Origin of the sequence: Streptomyces sp. NBC_01622 (genome assembly GCF_045209635.1) — a bacterium.
Classification (GTDB): Bacteria; Actinomycetota; Actinomycetes; order Streptomycetales; family Streptomycetaceae; genus Streptomyces.
This window is the reverse complement of record NZ_CP109293.1, coordinates 732,753-749,451: the sequence shown is the minus strand read 5'-3', so window position 1 is coordinate 749,451 and position 16,699 is coordinate 732,753. Positions and strand designations below refer to the sequence as shown.

At 69.4% G+C, this 16,699-nt stretch carries 18 protein-coding genes and 1 pseudogene; 17 read left to right on the top strand and 2 right to left on the bottom strand.

Features of this window, described 5'->3' with window-relative positions; all coding sequences use genetic code 11:
- Positions 1-69 precede the first annotated feature (69 nt).
- The 3 genes from OH768_RS03430 to OH768_RS03420 all read left to right on the top strand — a co-directional run bounded on the left by OH768_RS03430 (position 70) and on the right by OH768_RS03420 (position 2,081).
- Complete coding sequence (locus OH768_RS03430) at positions 70-252, top strand: hypothetical protein (RefSeq protein ID WP_406449857.1); 183 nt, start codon at positions 70-72, stop codon at positions 250-252.
- A 315-nt stretch (positions 253-567) separates the two neighbouring features.
- Positions 568-1,284, top strand: coding sequence for a response regulator transcription factor (locus OH768_RS03425; protein ID WP_406449855.1), 717 nt, complete (start codon positions 568-570; stop codon positions 1,282-1,284).
- Between the two features lie 233 nt (positions 1,285-1,517).
- Positions 1,518-2,081 (top strand): SDR family oxidoreductase, encoded by a 564-nt coding sequence (locus tag OH768_RS03420; RefSeq protein ID WP_406449853.1) that lies wholly within the window; start codon positions 1,518-1,520, stop codon positions 2,079-2,081.
- A 54-nt stretch (positions 2,082-2,135) separates the two neighbouring features.
- Here OH768_RS03420 and OH768_RS03415 read toward each other — a convergent pair whose 3' ends face one another.
- Positions 2,136-3,032: an EamA family transporter gene (locus tag OH768_RS03415; RefSeq protein WP_406449851.1), complete on the bottom strand. Its 897-nt coding sequence runs from the start codon at positions 3,030-3,032 to the stop codon at positions 2,136-2,138.
- A 68-nt stretch (positions 3,033-3,100) separates the two neighbouring features.
- Here OH768_RS03415 and OH768_RS03410 point away from each other — a divergent pair, with 68 nt between their 5' ends.
- From OH768_RS03410 to OH768_RS03365, 10 genes and pseudogenes are all read left to right on the top strand, one after another.
- The gene (locus OH768_RS03410) at positions 3,101-3,955 is read left to right on the top strand and encodes a LysR family transcriptional regulator (RefSeq protein ID WP_406449849.1); all 855 of its coding nucleotides are present in this window, start codon (positions 3,101-3,103) and stop codon (positions 3,953-3,955) included.
- Between the two features lie 62 nt (positions 3,956-4,017).
- A pseudogene (locus OH768_RS03405) lies at positions 4,018-5,112 on the top strand (tannase/feruloyl esterase family alpha/beta hydrolase).
- Entirely contained in the window at positions 4,995-5,768 is a 774-nt protein-coding gene (locus OH768_RS03400; protein ID WP_406465119.1) for a tannase/feruloyl esterase family alpha/beta hydrolase, read from the top strand. Before OH768_RS03405 ends, OH768_RS03400 begins: the two are co-directional and overlap by 118 nt.
- Before the next feature lie 164 nt (positions 5,769-5,932).
- A complete protein-coding gene (locus tag OH768_RS03395) occupies positions 5,933-6,583 on the top strand; it encodes a GntR family transcriptional regulator (RefSeq protein ID WP_262062166.1) in 651 nt (216 codons plus the stop codon).
- A gap of 62 nt (positions 6,584-6,645) precedes the next feature.
- Entirely contained in the window at positions 6,646-7,431 is a 786-nt protein-coding gene (locus tag OH768_RS03390) for a PIG-L deacetylase family protein (protein WP_201047517.1), read from the top strand.
- Positions 7,432-7,433: 2 nt separating this feature from the next.
- Positions 7,434-8,138 carry a 4-carboxy-4-hydroxy-2-oxoadipate aldolase/oxaloacetate decarboxylase gene (locus OH768_RS03385; RefSeq protein ID WP_406449846.1) on the top strand — a complete coding sequence of 235 codons (705 nt, stop codon included), beginning with the start codon at positions 7,434-7,436 and terminating at the stop codon, positions 8,136-8,138.
- A complete protein-coding gene (locus OH768_RS03380; RefSeq protein ID WP_406449844.1) occupies positions 8,135-9,268 on the top strand; it encodes a 4-oxalomesaconate tautomerase in 1,134 nt (377 codons plus the stop codon). Before OH768_RS03385 ends, OH768_RS03380 begins: the two co-directional genes overlap by 4 nt.
- Complete coding sequence (locus OH768_RS03375) at positions 9,249-10,199, top strand: catechol 2,3-dioxygenase (RefSeq protein ID WP_406449842.1); 951 nt, start codon at positions 9,249-9,251, stop codon at positions 10,197-10,199. Before OH768_RS03380 ends, OH768_RS03375 begins: the two co-directional genes overlap by 20 nt.
- A 125-nt stretch (positions 10,200-10,324) precedes the next feature.
- On the top strand, positions 10,325-11,662 hold the full coding sequence (locus OH768_RS03370) for an MFS transporter (protein WP_406449840.1): 1,338 nt from the start codon (positions 10,325-10,327) through the stop codon (positions 11,660-11,662).
- A gap of 167 nt (positions 11,663-11,829) precedes the next feature.
- Positions 11,830-12,399 carry a hypothetical protein gene (locus OH768_RS03365; RefSeq protein ID WP_406449838.1) on the top strand — a complete coding sequence of 190 codons (570 nt, stop codon included), beginning with the start codon at positions 11,830-11,832 and terminating at the stop codon, positions 12,397-12,399.
- A 6-nt stretch (positions 12,400-12,405) separates the two neighbouring features.
- On the opposite strand, the gene OH768_RS03360 is transcribed toward OH768_RS03365, so the two are convergent.
- Entirely contained in the window at positions 12,406-12,819 is a 414-nt protein-coding gene (locus OH768_RS03360) for a cupin domain-containing protein (protein WP_406449836.1), read from the bottom strand.
- Between the two features lie 232 nt (positions 12,820-13,051).
- Between OH768_RS03360 and OH768_RS03355 the strand changes: the two genes are divergently transcribed.
- The 4 genes from OH768_RS03355 to OH768_RS03340 all read left to right on the top strand — a co-directional run bounded on the left by OH768_RS03355 (position 13,052) and on the right by OH768_RS03340 (position 16,688).
- A complete protein-coding gene (locus OH768_RS03355; RefSeq protein WP_359604656.1) occupies positions 13,052-13,624 on the top strand; it encodes a carboxymuconolactone decarboxylase family protein in 573 nt (190 codons plus the stop codon).
- Positions 13,621-14,334 carry an ATP-binding cassette domain-containing protein gene (locus OH768_RS03350; RefSeq protein ID WP_406449834.1) on the top strand — a complete coding sequence of 238 codons (714 nt, stop codon included), beginning with the start codon at positions 13,621-13,623 and terminating at the stop codon, positions 14,332-14,334. The genes OH768_RS03355 and OH768_RS03350 overlap by 4 nt, the downstream gene beginning before the upstream one ends.
- A 179-nt stretch (positions 14,335-14,513) precedes the next feature.
- Positions 14,514-15,425 carry a LysR family transcriptional regulator gene (locus tag OH768_RS03345; protein WP_406449832.1) on the top strand — a complete coding sequence of 304 codons (912 nt, stop codon included), beginning with the start codon at positions 14,514-14,516 and terminating at the stop codon, positions 15,423-15,425.
- A 345-nt stretch (positions 15,426-15,770) separates the two neighbouring features.
- Entirely contained in the window at positions 15,771-16,688 is a 918-nt protein-coding gene (locus tag OH768_RS03340) for a VOC family protein (RefSeq protein ID WP_359603685.1), read from the top strand.
- Positions 16,689-16,699: the final 11 nt, after the last annotated feature.

The following is a 16,699-nucleotide window of genomic DNA, read 5'->3' as shown; positions in this document are numbered from 1 at the left end:
GGACGACGGAATCGTTGAAGCGCCACGTCAACCAAGATCCAAGTCTGCTCGATCCGGAGGAAACCATTCATGAAGCCGCTGCTCGCGTCGAGACCCGTGCTGTGGTTCCTGTTCCTGTTCAATCTGGTCGTCGCCTCCGCCGCGCCCTTCGTCGCCGACGGCCCGCGGGCCGTCCTGACCGGCGTCGGCATGGGCGCGGTCTCGCTCGGGGCGGGCATCAGCCTGTTCCGGACCCGCCGGAAACCGGCCTGACGACCTGCCCGCCGCCTCCGACTCGAAGTCCACGGGAAGGGTGTGTCCACGGACCCGGCGCCGATCTGGGGGAGTGGCCGGCGACCGGGTCCGGGACGGCGCCGACCCCCGTCCCCACGGGCTCGGCGAGGGGGCCGCCTTCCGCTCAAGGCGGCCCCCGCTCTGGTGAGCGAGGGCTCAGCTGTGCTCCTGCTTTCCGCGGCCCGTCCTCAAGGCCGGGCTTCCTTCAGTCAGGCAAGCACATGTGACTTACTTGAGTCAAGCAATCGAATGAATATTGCTTGAGTCAGGCAAGCAGGACGGTAGGCTGAGCGCATGTCCACGTACGGCAGCATCAGTGAGACACGATCACTCGCCCGCGGTGGCGGGCAGCACCTGCTCGTCGCCGTGGACGAGCCGGACAACGCCGAACTCCTGTCCACCACACTGGAGTTGGCCGGGTACCGGATCAGGACGGCCGGCAGCGGCATCGAGGTGGTGTCGCGGCTGGCGGAGCAGCGGTTCGAACTGGTCGTCATCGACGCGGAGTTGCCGGAGGTGGACGCCCTCGAGCAGGGCGGCCGACTCGTCACGCACCGCCCGCCCGTCCTGCTGCTCACCGCCTGGGACGCCCTGGACAGGCTGCTGCCCGAACTGGGCGCGGGGGAGCGGGACTACGTCACCAAGCCGTTCCGGATCGCCGAAGTGCTCGCCCGTATCCAGGTGTTACTGCGCGTCAGGGGCAGCGGCCGGGACGGCGCGCTGCACTACGCCGACCTGGTCCTGGACGACACCACCTGCCAGGCGCGACGCGGCCGGCGCACACTCGATCTCACACCGGCGGAGTACCGGCTGCTGCGCCACCTCCTGATCAACGCGCACAAGGTGCTGTCCAAGGAGCAGATCAGCCGGTACGTCTGGGGCGACTTCCGCGGCGACAACGCGATGGAGCAGCTGATCTCCCGCCTCCGGCGCAAGGTGGACCAGGAGGGCGCGGCGCTGATCCATACGCGCCGGGGCTTCGGGTACTGGCTCGGGAGGGCGGCCGGGTAGGGGCAGCCGACCCCGAGCGGGGTGAGCACGGTGAGATTTCGCGGAGCAAATATGGACAGTCCGTGTGGCAGACGGTGGGGCGGGGTCGCGGTGACGTGACCCCGCCCCTTTCTCGTTGCGGCCGTGAGTCACCGTCGTAGCGCACCTGTCGGTCAACTCGCAGTTAATTCACCTGAGTTCATCCTTCCTGACATGTCAGTCCGGTTCATGGCAACACCGCCGACAGGTGATCTGTGCCACGTCAGGTCGATGTCAGGGAACTGACCGGAAGCCGTCAGTCCGCTCTGTTTGCATGTGCTCATCGAGGCCTCGTTCGCACCACCCCGGCGCCCCACGCGGAGCCCCCCACCACCGAGGAGAGACATGGCCACTACGCCTCGCTCAGCCCCGAGGGCGAGGCCGCCCTGGCGACGGCCCCCGCGGCGGAACTGCTCTCCCTGCCCGCCGTCACGGCAGTGGGCGACGACTCGCTGCGCGCCTACATGGTCGCCAAGCGCGCCAACCACGTGCGCGTGGAGGCCGCCGCACTCGCCTGGAACCTGCGCGGCGCCCGCATCAACACCGTCAGTCCCGGCGTCGTTTCCACCGTGATGTCGAAGGCGGAGGCCGAGTCGCCGCACGGCGGACACATGCTGAAGATGCTGGACGACTGCGGAGCGGGACGCGCCGGTACGCCCGGCGAGATCGCCGACGCGGTGGCCTTCCTCACCGGCCCGCAGACGCAGTTCATCACCGGCACCGATCTGCTCGTCGACGGCGGACAGGCCGCCTGGGTGCGCCGGCACATGCGGCACTGACGGCCCCGCCCCTGACTTCGGCCAGCCACGGCGGAAGGGCGGGCCTCGGTCGGTTCAGTCCCGTGAGGAGAGAATGCTCAGCGCGTTCGCCGTCACGATGGCTCCGATGCCCGCCCACTCCGCCCAGCCCAGCCGCTGACCGAGGCCGATCCATCCGACCACGGCGGCGAGCACCGGGTTGACGCTCATGAACAGCCCGAAGGCGGGAGCCGGCACCCGGCGCAGCGTGAACAGATCGGCCAGATACGGCACCGCCGACGAGAGCACTCCGGCCGCCACCGCGCACCCGGCCGCCGCGAGCGTCGGCGGATGCCGGACCGCGACTGCGATCCCGACAGGCAGGAACATCAGCGCGGACACCCCGGCCGCAGCCGCCGAACCCTGCGCCCCGGGGATGCGGTCGCCGACGGTCCGGTTGAGGAGGATGTACGACGCCCAGCACGCGGCGGCGAGCAGTCCGAGGCCCATGCCCAGGTAGTCGGCCGAGGGGCGTGGCCGCATCAGCGTCACCACACCCGCCGCCGCGATCAGCGCAGAGCAGACGTCCACGCGCCGCCGGGTCGCGGCCAGCGCTATGGACAGCGGACCCAGGAACTCCAGCGTCACAGCAAGGCCGAGGCCGACCCGGTCGATCGCGGTGTACAGGGACAGGTTCATCGTCCCGAACACCACCGCCAGCAGCAGAACCGGCCACCACTGCCGCCAGGTGAACTCCCGCAGCCGGGGCCTGCCCACGGCGAACAGCACGGCCGCGGCGACATACTGGCGCACCGCGACGACCCCCACCGGCCCGATGACGGGGAAGGCGAGCGAGCCGAGCGCGGCACCGGTCTGGTTGGACAGCCCGCTGCCGGCCATGGTGGCCACCCCGGTGAGACCCACCCGGGACGGCCGGGGGGTGCCAGGTGACGTGCCGGTCAACGGAGTTGCCGCTGCGGAGGCTCCAGGCATGCTCCGATCGTGCGCCCCGCCCGCACTTGCGCAAAATGCAATGGCCCGGCGATCTATACGCTGGAGTCATGGATCTGGAGCTGAGGCAGTTGCGGTGTCTTGTCGCGATCGTCGACGAAGGCACCTTCACGGACGCCGCCCACGCGCTCGGCGTCTCCCAGGCCGCCGTCTCGCGCACCCTCGCCTCCTTCGAACAGGCCCTGGGCGTAAGGCTGTTGAGGCGCACCTCCCGATCGGTGACCCCGACGAGCACCGGGCTGCGGGTGGTCGCGCGCGCCCGGCGGGTCCTGGCCGAGGTCGACGACCTGGTCCTGGACGCCACCTCGGGCCACGCCCATCTGCGCATCGGCTACGCCTGGTCGGCGCTCGGCCGCCACACACTCCCCTTCCAGCGCCGCTGGAGCCGGGCACACCCGGAGACCGACCTGCACCTGGTCCGCGTCAACTCGGCCACCTCAGGACTCGGCGAAGGTGTCTGTGACCTGGCTGTCGTCCGCCGCCCCCTTGACGACCGGAGGTTCGAGTCGGCCATCGTCGGGCTGGAGCGACGGCTGTGCGCGATGGCCTCCGACGACCCCCTCGCCCGGCGCCGCTCGGTCCGGCTGGCCGACCTCGCCGGGCGCACCCTCCTCGTCGACCGCCGTACCGGCACCACCACCGCCGACTTGTGGCCGCCCGACTCCCGCCCGGCCACCGAGGACATCCACGACGTCGACGACTGGCTCACCGTGATCGCCACCGGCCGCAGCGTCGGCATGACCGCGGAAGCGACCGCCAACCAGTACCCGCGGCCCGGAGTCGTCTACCGCCCGGTGCGCGACGGCGAGCCCATCGCCGTACGGCTCGCCTGGTGGAAGGACGACCCGCACCCCGCCACCCAGGCCGTGCTGGAACTGCTCACCACGCTCTACCGCGAGACCTGAGCCGCTCACCCTGATGGCCCACGGCGGTGGCTTCCACCTGGGGCCCGCTCGACGCTGAGCCCATGAGCCCTGATCGTGCCCACGCGTCGAAGCGGACGAGGATCGTCCTCGTGGTGGCTGTCATCCTCGCGGCTTTTGTCACTGGCCTCGCGCTGCTGCCCGACACGTTCTCGGCGGACGCCGACGCGAGAGTCACCAGGGTCACCGCCGGCGGCGACGTGGGCAAGAACCTGCCGGTCACCGAACCGACGATCGGCTGCGCCGACCTGCGCCAGAAGGACTTCGGCGCCCTCGACGACGCGTCGACCTCCGTAGCCTCCGCGACCGTCGTGGCCAAGGGCGGCATCAACGCGTACGAGTACTGCGACGTCAAGGGCACGGTCGCCGCGCAGATCCAGTTCGAACTACGGCTGCCGACCCAGACGTACCGGCAGCGCTACCTCCAGGAAGGCTGCGGCGGCTACTGCGGCATGGTCGGTGTCAGCGCCGAGCCCGCCGCCTCGACCGGCTGTGTCCCGGTCACCGACGGCTCCTTCGCCCTCGGCCAGGACAACCAGGGCCATGTCTCCACCTCGGGCATGGGCGGTGGCTCAGCCGAGGTCTGGGCGACGAACCCGCAGCTCAAGGTGGACTTCGGCTACCGGTCCGAGCACGCCTTCGCCACCGCCGCCAAGGCGATCACGAAGGCGTTCTACGGTGCCGAGCCGACGTGTTCCTACTACGACGGCTGCTCGGACGGCGGGCGCGAGACGCTGATGGAGGTGCAGCGCTACCCCGGCGACTTCAGTGCCGCCCTGGTCGGTGCCCCGGCCTTCAACCAGACGGCGCTCAACGCGATGCAGGAGGCCTAGCTCTCCACCATCGACTTCCGCGCGGACGGCTCGACGATCCTGCCCGCCTCGAAGCTCTCCATGCTGCACAGGGCCGTCATCGCGAAGTGCGCCGACCCCAGGCTGAACAACGACCTCATCCAGGACCCGGCGACCTGCACCTTCGATTCCGCAGGCCTCAAGTGCTCCGACAACAAGGACAGTTCGAGCTGTCTCACCGCCGAGCAGATCGACGTCGTACGGAAGGCGTACGCGGGCGTGACGGCCCCGGACGGCACCCATCTTTCCTGCGCCGGGTCGGCAAGTGGGAGGCCGACCCGACGCTGAAGCTCGACGCGTCGCTGTTCACCGTCGACACCTTCAAGGCGTACCAGCGGGAGGTCTCCGGGATCTACGACGCCACCGACCCGGACCTCACCAAGTTCCACGAGGCCGGCGGCAGGCTCATCCAGTGGCACGGGCTGACCGACCCCAACATCCCGCCCACCGGCACCCGGGCCTACCGCCAGGCCATGATCGACACCATGGGGCAGGGCGAGGTCGACGACTTCTACCGCCTGTACCTGTTCCCCGGCGTCAACCACTGCGGCGGCGGTGACGGACCCGACAGCTTCGATCTGCTGAGCAAGCTGATCGACTGGCGGGAGACCGGAAAGGTACCGGGCGCCGTCATCGCGTCGAAGACCAGCGGCGGCACCGGACCCGGGGGACCGGCGGGCGGTCAGCTCGGCGGCGACACGAAGGCCTCCGCGAGCAGCAGCGCGCCCGCCGTCGAGTACACCCGGCCGGTCTACCCGTACCCGCGACTGGTCGACTACGACGGCTCCGGCGACAAGAAGGACGCGGCCAACTACCGTGCCTACACGCCCGACAAGCTCCCCGACGACCACTACAAGTGGGCCGGATCCTTCACTTCCGGCTACCAGGAGTGGTGCGGGACGAAGGACGGCGGGGCGATGAGCTGCACCCGTCACAAGCCGTAGAAATCCGCCGTCCACTGCCCGCCCATGGCCGGTCCATGGGCGGGCGGCGGCATGTCTGGGGTAAGTATGGGCGGAAGCCTGCCTGCAATACGGCGGACAAAATTGTTGACAATCTTGTTTGGCTAGATTTAGGTTCGACAGGCACTCACTCAGGGAGGGCAACGATGCCGAAAGAAGCCCGTCCGAGCACCGGGGAGCAGGCCAAGCAGCATGCGCTCACGCAGCTGCGGCAGGCGATCCTGCACGGCGACATGGCACCGGCACAGCGGCTGGTGGAGAACGAGCTCGCCGAGCAACTCGATGTGACGCGGGCCAGCATCCGCGCGGCGCTGATCGATCTGGCGGCCGAAGGACTGGTCGAGCGGATCCGCAACCGGGGCTCCCGGGTGCGGGTGGTGACCGTGGAGGAAGCGGTCGCCATCACGGAGTGCCGCATGGTCCTGGAGGGACTGTGCGCGGCCAAGGCGGCCGTCGCGGCCAGCGACGAGCAGCTGACCGAACTGGCGGACCTGGGCCGGGCCATGACCAAGGCCGTGGCCGACGGTGAGCCGGTGACGTACTCCGAGCTCAACCACGAACTGCACGACAAGGTCCGGGAGTTCTCCGGCCAGCAGACGGCCTTGGCGCTGCTGGAGCGGCTCAACGCCCAACTGGTGCGTCACCGCTTCCAGTTGGCGCTGCGGCCGGGGCGTCCGCAGCAGTCCCTGAACGAGCATCTGGCGATGATCGAGGCGATCACGGCCAGAGACCCGCAGGCGGCCGAGGCGGCCGTCCGCGCCCATCTCACCAGTGTGATCGAGGCGTTGCGCGACTGAGGCGCGGCCGATCGGCGCAACTGGGGGCGGGCGCACACCTGTCCACCAAGGAGATTGACGTAATGACGCACGGCAACGCGCCCGCCTCCCCCACGCTCGACGACGCTCGCGCTGGGGGACCCCCATCACGATCGACACTCGTCGTCACGGCGCACGCCGGGGACTTCGTGTGGCGGGCGGGAGGAGCCATAGCCCTGGCCGCCGCCCGTGGCGAGAAGGTCACCATCGCCTGTCTGACCTTCGGCGAGCGCGGCGAGTCCGCCAAGGCCTGGCGCGAGGGCAGGCAGCTGGACGAGATCAAGGCGATCCGCCGGGACGAGGCCGAGCGTGCCGCGGCCACCCTCGGCGCCGAGGTCCGTTTCTACGACGCCGGCGACTACCCCCTGGTCGCCACCGCCGAGTTGACCGACCAACTCGTCGCCGTCTACCGCGAGACGCAGCCGGACGTCGTGCTCACCCACCCCACCGAGGACCCGTACAACGGCGACCATCCGGCCGCCAACCGGATGGCGCTGGAGGCCCGCGTCCTGGCGCAGGCCATCGGCTACCCCGGCGAGGGCGAGATCATCGGCGCCCCGCCGGTCTTCTACTTCGAGCCGCACCAGCCCGAGATGAGCGGCTTCAAGCCCGAGGTCCTCCTCGACATCACCGAGGTGTGGGACACCAAGCGCAAGGCGATGGAGTGCCTCGGCGCCCAGCAGCACCTGTGGGACTACTACACCGACCTGGCCGTGCGCCGCGGTGTCCAGCTCAAGCGCAACGCCGGCCCGAACCTGGGCCTGGCCCACAAGACGATGGCCGAGGCGTACATGCGTCCCTACCCGCAGATCGCGAAGGAGCTGGCATAGCCATGGGCGGTGTGATCGTCACCAACCCGCCGAAGGCGGACGCGAAGGACGTCGAGGCGCTGTCCGCCTTCGGCGTGGCCACCGTCAGCGAGGCCATGGGACGGACCGGTCTGCTCGGTCCCTCAATACGCCCTGTCCAGCAGGGAGTTCGGGTCGCCGGCACCGCCGTCACCGTGCTCGGCTGGCCCGGCGACAACCTCATGATCCACGCGGCCGTGGAGCAGTGCGGCGAGGGGGACATCCTCGTCGTCACCACCACTTCCCCGTGCACGGACGGCCTGTTCGGCGAGCTGTTCGCCACCGCGCTGCAGAAGCGCGGGGTGCGTGGTGTCGTCCTCAACACCGGCATCCGCGACACCCAGGAACTGCGCGACATGGGCTTCGCCGCCTGGTCCCGCGCCGTCTCCTCCCAGGGCACCGTCAAGGCCACCGGCGGCTCGGTCAACGTGCCCGTCGCCATCGACGGCCAGGTCGTCCGCCCCGGTGACGTGATCGTCGCCGACGACGACGGCGTGGTGGTCGTACCGCGCGAGAAGGCCCGCGAGACCGCCGAGAAGTCGGAGGCACGCGAGGCCAAGGAGGCAGCCACCCGCGCCGCCTTCCTGGAAGGCCAACTCGGCCTGGACCGCTACGGTTTGCGCGACACCCTCAAGCAACTCGGCGTCGAGTACCGGTCGTACGAGGAGTACACCGGAGCCGGGTCGTGACCGGGCCCGCGGAGGTGCGCTGCATGCTGATGCGCGGCGGCACCTCCAAGGGCGCCTACTTCCTGGCCGAGGACCTCCCCGCCGACCCCGCCGCACGCGACGACCTGCTGCTGCGCGTCATGGGCAGCCCCGACCCGCGCCAGATCGACGGCCTGGGCGGTGCCCACCCGCTCACCAGCAAGGTCGGCGTGGTCTCCGTCTCGGCCGACCCCGAGGCCGACGTCGACTACCTGTTCCTCCAGGTCGCCGTCGACCGCCCCGAGGTCACCGACCGGCAGAACTGCGGCAACATCCTCGCCGGAATAGGGCCGTTCGCCGTGGAGCGGGGGCTCGTGGCCCCCGCCGGCGACGAGACGTCCGTCCGCATCCGCATGCTCAACACCGGGGAACTCGCGATCGCCAGCTTCCCCACACCGGGCGGCCGGGTCGACTACACCGGCACCGCCGAGATCTCCGGCGTGCCCGGCACCGCGGCCCCCGTGGTCATCGAATTCCCGCAGGGCGCAAGCCCGTTGCTGCCGACCGGCCGCGTCCGGGACGTCATCGCCGGCACCGAGGTGACGTGCGTCGACAACGGCATGCCGGTCGTCCTGATCACGGCCGCCGCGCTGGGCGTCACCGGCTACGAGAGCCCCAAGGACCTGGAGGAGAACCTCACTCTTGCCGACCGCCTCCGGGAGATCCGCCTGGAGGCCGGCAAGCTGATGGGCCTCGGTGACGTCGAGAACACCACGGTGCCCAAGCTCAGCCTGCTGGCGCCGCCCCGGGACGGCGGAGCGGTGATGACCCGCACCTTCATCCCCGTGCGCTGTCACACCTCGATCGGCGTCCTGGGCGCCGCGAGCGTGGCGGCGGGGCTGCTCCTGGCCGGTGGGGTGGGGGAGGGCATCGCGGATGTCACGGAACAAAGTGACCGAATTCGCATCGAGCATCCCAGCGGATTCCTAGACATCGAAACTAGCGTGGCCCCCGCATCCGGCGAGGCCCCTCCTACGGTCGCCAGAACGGCCGTGGTGCGCACCGCCCGCAAGATCTTCGACGGCACCGTGTTCCCCCGGTCTGCCGAAACAGCCCCCACACCCGCACCCGTACGACCCCTTGGAGGCAACGATGGCTCCGCCGCTCGGTGACATCGCCCATATCGGCCACGCCCAGCTCTTCACCCCGGACCTGGACGCCAGTGTCGCCTTCTTCACCGACTACCTGGGCCTCACCGTCAACGGCCGGGACGGCGACACCGTCTACCTCCGGACCTACGACGACTACGAGCACCACAGCCTGGTCCTCACCGCCCGCGAACAGCCCGGCCTCGGCCGCCTCGCCCTGCGCACCTCCAGCGAGGAGGCCCTCCAACGCCGTATCAAGGCGATCGAGGACGCGGGCGGCACCGGCCGATGGGTCGAGGACGAGCCCGGCCTCGGCAAGCTCTACGTCACCACCGACCCGGACGGCCACGAGCACGCCCTCTACTGGGAGAGCGAGCACTACCGGGCCCCCGACGAACTGAAACCGGCCCTGAAGAACCAGCCGCAGGCCAAACCCAACCGGGGCGTCGGGGTGCGCCGCCTCGACCACATCAACTTCCTTGCCGCGGACGTGCTTTCCAGTGCCGAGTTCCAGCAACAGGTGCTCGGCGCAAGGCCGACGGAGCAGATCCAGCTCAACAGCGGGCGGATCGCGGCACGTTGGCTGACGTACACCAACAAGTCGTACGACGTCGTGTACACCGAGGACTGGACCGGTTCGACCGGTCGGCTGCACCACATCGCCTTCGCGACCGACACCCGTGAGGACATCCTGCGCGCGGCCGATCTCGCCATCGACACAGGCGTGTTCATCGAGACGGGGCCGCACAAGCACGCCATCCAGCAGACGTTCTTCCTCTACGTCTACGAACCCGGCGGCAACCGCATCGAGTTGTGCAACCCGCTCACCCGCCTTGTCCTGGCGCCCGACTGGCCGCTGATCACCTGGACCGAGGAGGAGCGGAAGAAGGGGCAGGCCTGGGGCCTGAAGACCATCGAGTCCTTCCACACGCACGGGACTCCGCCGGTCGGCTGAGCGACGCGCGGGAGCCGCCGGAGTCACCCCCACGCAATTGTCGATGAGATTGTTGACAAAAATGTTGACTATCCCGGGGGTGACTCCTTAGCGTCTGGCGCACCAAGCACGAGAGGTAACCAACGATGTCCTCCTCCCCCTCCCCGTCCCCCGCTCTGTCCGCCCGCGGCAGCCGACTGGCCCTCCTGGTCATCGGCCTGTGCTGGCTGGCCGTCCTCTTCGACGGCCTCGACATGTTCATCTACGGCTCGGTGCTGCCGCACCTGCTGGAGACGAAGACCTTCGGTCTCACCCCGGACCAGGCCGGCGACCTCGGCAGCTACGCCACCTTCGGCATGCTGGTGGGCGCCCTGACCGCGGGCACGGTCGCGGACCGGATCGGCCGCAGGCAGCTGATGATCGCCTGCGTGACGCTCTTCTCGCTCGCCTCCGGCATCTGCGCGATCTCGGGCAGCATCGAGGTCTTCGGCCTCGGCCGCACCCTCGCAGGCGTCGGCCTCGGCGGTCTGCTGCCCACCGCGATCAGCATGGTCTCCGACTACGCCCCGCGCGGCCGGACCGCCCTCACCATCGGCATGCTGATGACCGCCCACCACGCCGGCGGCATCCTCTCCGCCTACGTCGCCAAGTGGCTGGTGGACCCGGTCGGCTGGCGCGCCGCCTTCTGGGTCTGCGTCCTCCCGCTGCTCTTCGTCCCGGTGCTGCTGAAGCTCCTGCCCGAGTCGCTGAGCTTCCTGGTCGCCAAGGGCCGCACCGACGAGGCCACCGCCCTCGCCGAGCGCTTCGAGGTCGAACTGCCCGCCGCCACCGGCAAGAAGACCGCGGCCGACCGCTGGGACGCCCTGCGCAACCTCTTCAGCGGCGGCCAGTGGATCCAGACGCTGCTGTACTGGTTCGCCTCCTTCGGCGGCCTGCTCCTCGTCTACGGCGTCGCCACCTGGCTGCCCACCCTGATGCGCTCCGAGGGCTACGCACTCGCCGACGCCCTCACCTTCGTCGTCGTCTTCAACCTCGGCGGCATCGTGGGCATGCTCGCCGCCGGCCGCGCCGCCGACCGCTTCGGCGCTCCGCGCATCTCGGCGATCTGGTTCGCGCTGACCGCCGTGGGCGTCTTCCTGCTCGGTGTCCACATGAACCAGCCCGTCACGATGCTGGTCGTCTTCCTCACCGGCGTCTTCCTCAACAGCGCCCAGACGATGATCTACGCGACGGTCTCCATCCGCTCCACCCCGGACAACCGCGCCACCGCGGTCGGCTGGACCTCCGGCATGGGCCGCTTCGGCGCCGTCTTCGGCCCGTGGCTGGGCGGCCAGCTACTCGCCTCGGGCAACGGCGACTGGGGCTTCACGTCCTTCGCCATCGCCGGTCTGTCGTCCATGGTGTTCATCGGGATCGCCGCCCTGCGCAGCTCGAAGCAGGCCGCGCAGGCCGACGCCCCGCAGGAACTGGTCGGCACGCACTGACCCTGACGGGCGCACACGAACAGGACCGGACGCCGGCCACCGCAGGGGATGCGGGGGCCGGCGTCGGTCTGTGCGGCGTGCCGGGTGTTGGTGATCTCCGGCGGCCTCTACGGAGGCAGGTCAGAACCCGCTCGCTCCGGTCGGTGAGCCCCCTCTAGGGTTCCGGGATGAGCAATTCCCTTGCGGCCGCTGTTCTCACGACCACCGACCTGTCCGAAGCGATACGCGCCGTGCGTACCTTGCTGGACCTGGCGGATGTCGGCCGGGGAGAGGTCGACTTCGAAGCCGTGATCAGGTCGCCGGACGTCGTGGCGCGGATACGTCACGTACTCCCCGACCTCGCATGGTCGGCGAAGGCCGACAAGGAGCACGGTTCGTCGGAGGACGGCGACAACCCTGCGGACTGCCTGCCGATCCGAGTGTTCGACTGGGGCCGTCCGCTGGACCGTGCTGAGCCCTTCATCGCCGCTCTGGGGCCGGATCCCGCGGCTGTCCGGTGGGATCTGGACGAGTGGTCCGCGGTTCCCGAAGCGGGACTGGAGGCGATCTCACAGAAGTACGCGTACCTCACGTTGACCGTGAATTCCCGGGACCTCTACCAGGACGAGCCGTCGCAGGACCACACCGTCCACGTACACGTCCGGAACCGGAACGGCTTCCAGCTCGCCCGCGCCCATTGGCTCGCCGATCAGGTGGGCGGCCGATTCACCGGCAGGGTGGAGCCGGCCTATCTGTGACCCGAGCTAGTCGTCCGAGCCCATCTGGTCCTGCGCCGACAGGTGTTCCACCGTCTTGCCCGTCTCGGTGAACGTCCGTGTCACATAGCCCGACGAGTACACCCACAGGATGCGCAGCGGGGTGTCGCCGATGTTCCGGAACAGGTGGGGGATCGGCGAGGGGACGTACGTGGTGTCGTACTGCTCCAGCTTCGTCACCTCGCCGTCGACCACCACCTCCGCCCGGCCCTCCAGGATCGTCACGTGCTCGTCGCAGTTGTGCGAGTGCAACGGCGCCCCGGAGCCGACCGGATACACGCTCATCCCACTGGTGATCAAGTTCTCCCCGCCCGCCGAGGGCGTGGTGACGAGGGGTGTCGTCACGACGGCACCGCCCCGGTCGAGCACGGGTACGGAGGCGACCTTGATGATCGTGGTCATCCGGAGTTCCTTTCCACTTACACACTTCTGCGTCGAACGACGTTAGGGCTCGCGCGCGCGAATGGCTGCCCTCTGGCGTGCAGCTTTACCTTGCGCTTCCAGAGGGGTGAGCTTCCCGAACCCGCCTGTAGCGTCGGCACGCACGCACGGCTTCACGATCCGTGCACGTAACGCGCCGGAAAGAAAAGGCAGGTATCGGCCCATGAGGCTCCCCGTTCTCACCGAAGAGGAAATGGACCCGCGCCAGCAGGAACTGGCCGCCCGCATCGCCGGCCGGCGCGGTGCCGTCCGCGGCCCGTTCCGGGTCTGGCTGCACAGCCCGGAGATGTGCGAACGGGCGGAATCCCTCGGCGCGTTCGCCCGCTTCGACAGCAGCCTCCCCAAGCACCTGAGCGAACTCACACTGCTGATGGCCGCCCGCAACTGGGACGCGCAGTATTCCTGGAACGCCCATGTCCACCAGGCGATCGAGGCCGGTATTCCGGAGGCCGCCGTCAAGGCGATCGCGGAGAAGCGCGAGGCCGTCTTCGACAACGAAGCGGACCAGGCCTTCTACCAGTTCTGCCGCGAGATCCTCGACGACCACTTCGTCACCGACGCGACCTTCGCCGCCGCACTGGAGCACTTCGGCTCCAAGGGCCTCGTCGACACCATCGGCGCGCTCGGCAACTTCACCATGCTCGGCATGTGCCTCAACACCTTCCAGGTGGACCTCCAGGCCGACAAGGAACCCCCGTTCCCGGACATCCGCGGCTACGGCCGTGTCGCCTCGGACGGAGCCGACGGCACCGAGCCACGCGCGTGACAACCCCGGGGGGAGACGCGGTACTTCGCGTCCGGGGCGTCACCAAGAGCTTCGGCGGAGCAGCCGCGCTGAAGGGCGTGGACCTCGACCTCCACCCGGGCGAGGTCCACGCACTGATGGGCATGAACGGCGCCGGCAAGTCGACGCTGGTGCAGGTCCTTTCGGGCATCCACCAGCCCGACGGCGGCACCGTCGAGGTCAACGGCCAGGCACAGCACGGACTTACGGTCCGCAAGGCGCGCCGGCTCGGCATCGCCTCGGTGCCGCAGCGCCGCGAACTGGCGATGGGGCTCACCGTCGCCGAACAGGCCATGGTCGAGGTGGCCCGTGAGGTCCGCCGCGGCCTCCGACCTGATGGTGGGCGGCTTCACGAAGGCGCTGCGGGCACCGCGAAGGTGGTCGCGAACCAGCCAGGTACGTTCAATCCGGTGAAGGCGCAGGACGTGGCCGAGAACATGATCCAGGCACACCCCGCCCTGCAGTACGCGTTCGTCGCCTCGGAGGACATGGCGCTGGCCGCCCGCAAGGCGTTCGACGCGGTCGGCAAGGAGGACGTGAAGATCGTGACCGCCAATGGAACGGACGAGGGACTGGCCGCCGTAGCCGTCGGACTCCTGGCCAAGAAGAAGGTTGACAAGATTGCCAACATTCCTCTTTTGTTGGTCACCAAGGACAACCTGAACAAGGCACCCCAGTACTGCCCCAAGTAGCACAGCCGCGCGGGCAGCGATGCCTGTCCCCGCACTGTCCCGAGCCGCCCGTCCGGCACGTCGTCGGAATGTCCTGATAGAGCCGCTATAAGGACATTCCGGATCCTGTCGGACCCCTACGCACGACCGGCACCGCCGCCGGGGCTCACCCCTGGCACCCGTGGGCCACCGGAGGAATCATGGATCGACTGCTCCTCATGCACAGCTTCGTCACCGTCGCCCAGGCCGGCAGCTTCAGCGGCGCCGCCAAGAAGCTGGGCTCGTCGGGCTCACTCGTGTCGCGCCACGTCGCCGAACTGGAGCGACAGGTGGGCGTCCGCCTCGTCAACCGCACCGCCCGCTCGGTGAGCCTCACCGAACCCGGGCTCCGGTACGCCGAGTTCGCGGCCCGCATCCTCGACGAGATCGAGGCCGAGGACGCCGTCATCTCGCACCTCCACGACCGTGCCGAGGGCACCCTGAGCATCATCTGCCCGAAGTGGATAGGCAGCCTGGACCTCGGAGACGCGATCGCCGCGTTCTCCGCCGCCCACCCCAAGATCCACGTCCGCTTCGAACTGGGCGGCATGTCGGACCGTACGTACGACTTCCTGGACAGCGGCTTCGACGTGGCCTTCCACACCAGGGACCTCCGCGACTCCAGCGTCCGCCTGAAGAAGATCGCCTCACTGCCCTTCGTGCTCTGCGCCTCCGAGAAGTACCTGGAACGCTGCGGCCCGCTCACCGAGCCCAACGGACTCGCCCACCACGAGTGCCTCGTCCACGTCAACGACCCGGTCTGGCGCATCGGCCACGGCCACGCCTCCACCCTGCACAAGATCCGCAACGTGGCGTTCTCCTCCAACTCCTACCTCGCGCTCCAGAAGGCCGCCGTCCACGGCCGCGGCATCGCCCTGCTCCCACAGCGCCCCGCCTACGACGACCTCCTCTCCGGCGCCCTCACGGTCCTGCTGCCCGACCTCGCCGTACCCGACCGCCCGCTCTTCGCGATCTACGGCCCCGGCCAGGCCACTCCGCGCAAGGTCAGCGTCTTCCTGGACTTCCTCGCCGAATGGTTCTCGCAGAACCCCATTCCGGCCATCCGCGCGTAGGGCCTGTCCGGCGGATCCTGTCGCAGACGCGGGGGTGTGGTGCGTACTCCCTCACTGCCTTAAGGCGCGGGGGGACCCCCAGCCTCGTTGTCTTCGCTCGCCGACGTCCCCCAGCCTTCGGCCGGGAGGTGTCCCCACCGGGTCGCCTCCCTCCTCCGTCTTGCAGCCGCACGCACCACACCCCGCTCACCGGCGTTAATCAGGAACCGCGGGTTTTCTGCGACCTGATCCGCCGGACAGGCCCTAGCCGCAAGAAACGATTGCGAATTCGGGCGAGCCCGGACCATTGAGGCCTTCACCTCCTGAAATCTAGGCTCACCGGGCGACCCGCGAAACGAGGCATCCATGGGAATCCAGAGAATCGAATCGGTCACCTACGGTATCGACGACGTAGACGAATGTGTCCGTTTCTTCGGCGACTTCGGGCTGTTCCTGCTGGAGCGCACCGAGGAGCACGCGGTCTTCGAGACGCTCGCCGGACAGACCCTCCACCTGGACACCGTGCCCGGCCCGCTGCTGCCGCCGCCGGTGGAGGCCGGGCCGACGATCCGTGAGGTCGTCTGGGGCGTCGACACCCCCGAGGAACTGGCCCGGCTGGTTGCCGCCGCCGGCCGTGACCGCAAGGTCCACGAGAGCGCCGACGGTGTCTTCCACACCGTGGACGAGAGCGGCTTCGGCGTCGGACTCACCCTGGCCCGCCCGAAGGACGCGGACGTCACCCCCCGCCCCGCCAACGCGACGGGCAGCGTCGACCGCTGGAACACCGCGCTGGGACCGCTCACCCGGGCCTTCCCGCTGCGCATGTGCCATGTCGCGCTGAACATCGCCAAGGAGGGACGCGAGGAGGCCGTCGCGTTCTACACCGAGCGGCTCGGCTTCCGGCCCACCGACATCGTCGAACCGATGGGCGTCTTCATGCAGGCACCGGGCGACGACGACCAGCACACCATGCTGCTGTGCCACCGCCCCGACCGCGTCGGCGTCAACCACATCGCCTACGAGGTCCCCGGCTTCGACGACGTCATCGAGGGCGGCAACTACATGATCGAGCGCGGCTGGCGGGAGGCCCGCAAACTCGGCCGCCACACGGTCGGTTCGAACGTCTTCCGGTTCGTCCACGCCCCCTGCGGAGGCCGCGTCGAGTACGCGGCCGACATGGACCGCGTCGACGACACCTACGAGACCCGCGTCCACGAGACCACCCCTCCGCACCACATCTGGGCACTGCGCTCCAACCGCGACCAGGACGCCCCCGCCAACTGACTCTTCTCCCC